This is a genomic window from Psychrobacter sp. bablab_jr014, assembly GCF_016464015.1.
Lineage (GTDB): Bacteria > Pseudomonadota > Gammaproteobacteria > Pseudomonadales > Moraxellaceae > Psychrobacter.
This window is the reverse complement of sequence record NZ_JACDXT010000015.1, coordinates 1-5,470: the sequence shown is the minus strand read 5'-3', so window position 1 is coordinate 5,470 and position 5,470 is coordinate 1. Positions and strand designations below refer to the sequence as shown.

Below are 5,470 nucleotides of genomic sequence, written 5' to 3'. Positions count from 1 at the left end.
AAGGAGCTGACGATGACCTACTCTCACATGGGCGAACCACACTACCATTGGCGCTACGATGTTTCACTTCTGAGTTCGGGAAGGGATCAGGTGGTTCCATCGTGCTATTGTCGTCAGCAAAGGGGGTTAGATATGAGTCTTATTTGAATCAAGCTATATGGTGATATCGATTTTATCTTTTTATCTTAATATACAAGATAGATTCATGAATTGACATACAAACCACTTGGGTGTTGTATGGTCAAGCCAAACGAGCAATTAGTATCAGTTAGCTACATGCATCGCTGCACTTCCACACCTGACCTATCAACGTCCTAGTCTTGAACGGCTCTTTAGGGAAATCTAATCTTGAGGTGGGCTTCCCGCTTAGATGCTTTCAGCGGTTATCCCATCCGAACGTAGCTACCGGGCAATGCTACTGGCGTAACAACCCGAACACCAGAGGTTCGTCCACTCTGGTCCTCTCGTACTAGGAGCAGATCCTCTCAAATTTCCAACGCCCACGGTAGATAGGGACCGAACTGTCTCACGACGTTCTAAACCCAGCTCGCGTACCTCTTTAAATGGCGAACAGCCATACCCTTAGGACCTGCTTCAGCCCTAGGATGAGATGAGCCGACATCGAGGTGCCAAACACCGCCGTCGATATGAACTCTTGGGCGGTATCAGCCTGTTATCCCCAGAGTACCTTTTATCCGTTGAGCGATGGCCCTTCCATACAGAACCACCGGATCACTAAGACCTACTTTCGTACCTGCTCGACTTGTGGGTCTCGCAGTTAAGCGCGCTTTTGCCTTTATACTCTTTGAACGATTTCCGACCGTTCTGAGCGCACCTTCGTACTCCTCCGTTACTCTTTAGGAGGAGACCGCCCCAGTCAAACTACCCACCATACATTGTCCTCGGTATTGTTATACCTGAGTTAGAACCCCAACATGACCAGGGTGGTATTTCAAGGATGGCTCCACCAAGACTAGCGTCTCGGCTTCAAAGCCTCCCACCTATCCTGCACAAGTCAGGTCAAAGTTCAATGTAAAGCTGTAGTAAAGGTTCACGGGGTCTTTCCGTCTAGCCGCGGGTACACAGCATCTTCACTGCGATTTCGATTTCACTGAGTCTCTGCTGGAGACAGCGCTGCCATCATTATGCCATTCGTGCAGGTCGGAACTTACCCGACAAGGAATTTCGCTACCTTAGGACCGTTATAGTTACGGCCGCCGTTTACTGGGGCTTCGATCAAGACCTTCGCTTACGCTAAGCCCATCAATTAACCTTCCAGCACCGGGCAGGCATCACACCCTATACGTCCACTTTCGTGTTTGCAGAGTGCTGTGTTTTTAATAAACAGTTGCAGCAGCCTGGTATCTGCGACTGCCAATAGCTTACGGAGCAAGTCCTTCACCATCAGCAGCGTACCTTCTCCCGAAGTTACGGTACCATTTTGCCTAGTTCCTTCAGCAGAGTTCTCTCAAGCGCCTTGGTATTCTCTACCTGACCACCTGTGTCGGTTTCGGGTACGATTCGTTTATGACTATCGCTTAGAAGCTTTTCCTGGAAGCATGGTATTTGCCACTTCGCTGTACATGTACAGCTTGCTATCAGATCTCGGTATATAACAGTCCGGATTTGCCTAAACTGTCTACCTACATCCTTCCACCTAGATAACCATCACTAGGCTGGCATAACCTTCTCCGTCCCTCCATCGCATCATAAACAAGTATCGGAATATTAACCGATTTCCCATCGACTACGCCTTTCGGCCTCGCCTTAGGGGTCGACTCACCCAGCCCCGATTAACGTTGGACTGGAACCCTTGGTCTTCCGGCGTGCGAGCTTTTCACTCGCATTATCGTTACTCACGTCAGCATTCGCTCTTGTGATACCTCCAGCATGCTTTACAACACACCTTCACAGGCTTACACAACGCTCCCCTACCACTTGAAACAATTTTCAAATCCGCAGCTTCGGCTCCTAGTTTGAGCCCCGTTACATCTTCCGCGCGGGCCGACTCGACTAGTGAGCTATTACGCTTTCTTTAAAGGATGGCTGCTTCTAAGCCAACCTCCTAGCTGTCTATGCCTTCCCACCTCGTTTCCCACTTAACTAGGAATTTGGGGCCTTAGCTGGCGGTCTGGGTTGTTTCCCTCTCCACGACGGACGTTAGCACCCGCCGTGTGTCTCCCGGATATCACTCATCGGTATTCGGAGTTTGCATCGGTTTGGTAAGTCGGTATGACCCCCTAGCCGAAACAGTGCTCTACCCCCAATGGTGTTCGTCCGAGGCGCTACCTAAATAGCTTTCGGGGAGAACCAGCTATCACCGAGTTTGATTAGCCTTTCACCCCTATCCACAAGTCATCCCCTGGCTTTTCAACGACAGTGGGTTCGGTCCTCCGGTGCCTGTTACGGCACTTTCAACCTGCTCATGGATAGATCACTCGGTTTCGGGTCTATACCCTGCAACTAGACGCCCTATTAAGACTCGGTTTCCCTACGGCTCCCCTAAACGGTTAACCTCGCTACAGAATATAAGTCGCTGACCCATTATACAAAAGGTACGCGGTCACACCATAAAGGTGCTCCCACTGCTTGTACGCACACGGTTTCAGGTTCTATTTCACTCCCCTCACAGGGGTTCTTTTCGCCTTTCCCTCACGGTACTGGTTCACTATCGGTCAGTCAGGAGTATTTAGCCTTGGAGGATGGTCCCCCCATCTTCAAACAGGATTTCTCGTGCCCCGCTCTACTTAATATGTGTTCTCTAGTGTTTAAAATACAGGACTATCACCTACTATGGTCAGCTTTCCCACGCTGTTCTTCTACACTAAAGTCCATCGGCTCCTCCCCGTTCGCTCGCCGCTACTTGGGGAATCTCATTTGATGTCTTTTCCTAAGGGTACTGAGATGTTTCACTTCCCCTCGTTCGCCTCTTATATAAATATAAGATACCTAGCTTATGCTAAGTGGGTTTCCCCATTCAGAAATCTCCGGATCACAGGATATTGCCGCCTCCCCGAAGCTTATCGCAGGCTGTCACGTCTTTCATCGCCTCTGACTGCCAAGGCATCCACCATGTGCGCTTCATTACTTGACCATACAACCCCAAGCAGTCTTTCAACCACTAAAGCTTGCATCATCATGAATGATAACGATATCACCTATGTTTACGCTTGATTCAGTTCTCTTTACTTTTGGCAACCAACCCCTGGGATAACAACTGATGTCATTAAAGGATTAGTTACCAAGGTTAATGACGACACGTGAAATGTCATCACTAACCCAGACTCATATCTATGTTTTTAAATAATACCTACGCTCTCTTCAAGTCGCAGTATCTGTATAAAACAGAAAGCAAATAATCAAGGTATCAAACACCTATCAATCACTTGTTTCTATTTTATCGTATTAAGCAATGTGGTGGAGCCAAGGAGAGTCGAACTCCTGACCTCCTGCGTGCAAGGCAGGCGCTCTACCAACTGAGCTATGGCCCCTGAGAAACGATCTAAACAAAGCACTGCTTTGTTCGTTTCGCAAGAGAAAATTCTTTTAATAGAATTTTCTGGTGCTTCACCTAGTAAAGATGGTGGGTCTGATAAGACTTGAACTTATGACCCCCGCGTTATCAACACGGTGCTCTAACCAGCTGAGCTACAGACCCTGAGCGAGGAAATCGTCAAAGCACTGCTTTGACCCGAGCGCAAGGAAAATTCTTTTAATAGAATTTTCATCAAACTCAAACCTCTTAAGCTTAATACTCGCTTTTACTAAAGAACAACTTGCTGTGAATTCTTGCTGACCGAATGTCGTATTTAAGGAGGTGATCCAGCCGCAGGTTCCCCTACGGCTACCTTGTTACGACTTCACCCCAGTCATCGACCACACCGTGGTGAACGCCCTCTTACGTTAGGCTATCCACTTCTGGTGCAATCAACTCCCATGGTGTGACGGGCGGTGTGTACAAGGCCCGGGAACGTATTCACCGCGGCATTCTGATCCGCGATTACTAGCGATTCCTACTTCATGGAGTCGAGTTGCAGACTCCAATCTGGACTACGATAGGCTTTTTGAGATTCGCATCACATCGCTGTGTAGCTGCCCTCTGTACCTACCATTGTAGCACGTGTGTAGCCCTGGTCGTAAGGGCCATGATGACTTGACGTCGTCCCCGCCTTCCTCCAGTTTGTCACTGGCAGTATCCTTAGAGTTCCCACCCGAAGTGCTGGTAACTAAGGAAAAGGGTTGCGCTCGTTGCGGGACTTAACCCAACATCTCACGACACGAGCTGACGACAGCCATGCAGCACCTGTATCACAATTCCCGAAGGCACTCTCGTATCTCTACAAGATTCTGTGTATGTCAAGACCAGGTAAGGTTCTTCGCGTTGCATCGAATTAAACCACATGCTCCACCGCTTGTGCGGGCCCCCGTCAATTCATTTGAGTTTTAACCTTGCGGCCGTACTCCCCAGGCGGTCTACTTATTGCGTTAGCTGCGTCACTAAGTCCTCAAGGGACCCAACGACTAGTAGACATCGTTTACGGCGTGGACTACCAGGGTATCTAATCCTGTTTGCTACCCACGCTTTCGAACCTCAGTGTCAGTATGATGCCAGGAAGCTGCCTTCGCCATCGGTATTCCTCCAGATCTCTACGCATTTCACCGCTACACCTGGAATTCTACTTCCCTCTCACCTACTCTAGCCGAACAGTTTCAGATGCAGTTCCCAGGTTAAGCCCGGGGATTTCACATCTGACTTATTAAGCCACCTACGCTCGCTTTACGCCCAGTAATTCCGATTAACGCTCGCACCCTCTGTATTACCGCGGCTGCTGGCACAGAGTTAGCCGGTGCTTATTCTGCAGCTAATGTCATCCATTATGGGTATTAACCATAACTTCTTCTTCACTGCTTAAAGTGCTTTACAACCAAAAGGCCTTCTTCACACACGCGGCATGGCTGGATCAGGGTTCCCCCCATTGTCCAATATTCCCCACTGCTGCCTCCCGTAGGAGTCTGGGCCGTGTCTCAGTCCCAGTGTGGCTGATCATCCTCTCAGACCAGCTACAGATCGTCGCCTTGGTAGGCCTTTACCCCACCAACTAGCTAATCCGACTTAGGCTCATCTAATAGCGCAAGGTCCAAAGATCCCCTGCTTTCTCCCGTAGGACGTATGCGGTATTAATTCGAGTTTCCCCGAGCTATCCCCCACTACTAGGTAGATTCCTAAGCATTACTCACCCGTCCGCCGCTCGTCATCTGGTAGCAAGCTACCAATGTTACCGCTCGACTTGCATGTGTTAAGCCTGCCGCCAGCGTTCAATCTGAGCCATGATCAAACTCTTCAGTTTAATCTACTTGAGACCTTTTAAGATGGTCCCTAATCTTGGCTCATTCAATCACTCGCATTTAACTTTTCGTATGTTCGTATATGAATTAACTTGAGTTATTTGCTAATCATGAATGATAATTT

At 48.8% G+C, this 5,470-nt stretch carries 2 tRNA genes and 3 rRNA genes; all 5 read right to left on the bottom strand.

Going from position 1 to position 5,470, the window contains the following annotated elements:
* Window positions 1-4 precede the first annotated feature (4 nt).
* The 5 genes from rrf to JIE71_RS04130 all read right to left on the bottom strand — a co-directional run bounded on the left by rrf (window position 5) and on the right by JIE71_RS04130 (window position 5,348).
* A 5S ribosomal RNA gene (gene rrf, locus JIE71_RS04150) occupies window positions 5-118 on the bottom strand.
* A gap of 119 nt (window positions 119-237) precedes the next feature.
* Window positions 238-3,094: ribosomal RNA gene (locus JIE71_RS04145) — 23S ribosomal RNA — on the bottom strand.
* 321 nt (window positions 3,095-3,415) lie between these two features.
* A tRNA-Ala gene (locus JIE71_RS04140) sits at window positions 3,416-3,491 on the bottom strand.
* Between the two features lie 90 nt (window positions 3,492-3,581).
* Window positions 3,582-3,658 (bottom strand) — tRNA-Ile (locus tag JIE71_RS04135).
* Window positions 3,659-3,810: 152 nt separating this feature from the next.
* Window positions 3,811-5,348: ribosomal RNA gene (locus tag JIE71_RS04130) — 16S ribosomal RNA — on the bottom strand.
* Together the 16S, 23S and 5S rRNA genes with 2 tRNA genes alongside form the textbook arrangement of a ribosomal RNA operon.
* Window positions 5,349-5,470: the final 122 nt, after the last annotated feature.